This is a genomic window from Salegentibacter tibetensis (genome assembly GCF_020164485.1).
GTDB lineage: Bacteria > Bacteroidota > Bacteroidia > Flavobacteriales > Flavobacteriaceae > Salegentibacter > Salegentibacter tibetensis.
The window spans coordinates 1-395 of record NZ_JAIQZA010000120.1; the positions used below are offsets into that span (position 1 = coordinate 1).

A 395-nucleotide genomic window follows, 5' to 3' on the forward strand; every position below is an offset into this window, starting at 1 on the left:
CAGTATTATATCCAGCGTGTTCCCCACCAAAAGGATAATAATTTTTCTCATCGAGGATTTCAGAGCTTGCCTCTATAGTGCCATTATTGTTCAGGTCTGCATAGGTGAGTCGTACGTTCCCTAAGTGGTCTTTGTATTGATAATGATACTTATAAGTTCCCGAGTTATTCTCTACATAGCCTTCAGGATGATTAAAAAACTGCAGCGTAGTTCCCTGATAAATATAGTTCCCTGCGTAATCTGTTGTTGTACCTGCTGCCACTTTTCTCTGTTTTACCCCGGTTGCATCGTAAATATAAGAAATTGTTCCGCCACCTATGCTAACACTCGTTGGTAAATTAAGATGGTTGTAGGTAATATCTGTAATTCCTTTGTTGTCATCCCTGGTCATATTG

The 395-nt window shown here is 39.5% G+C and carries 1 pseudogene; it reads right to left on the minus strand.

The features are described 5' to 3' along the window. A pseudogene (locus tag LB467_RS18770) lies at positions 1–395 on the minus strand (RHS repeat domain-containing protein); the annotation flags it as partial.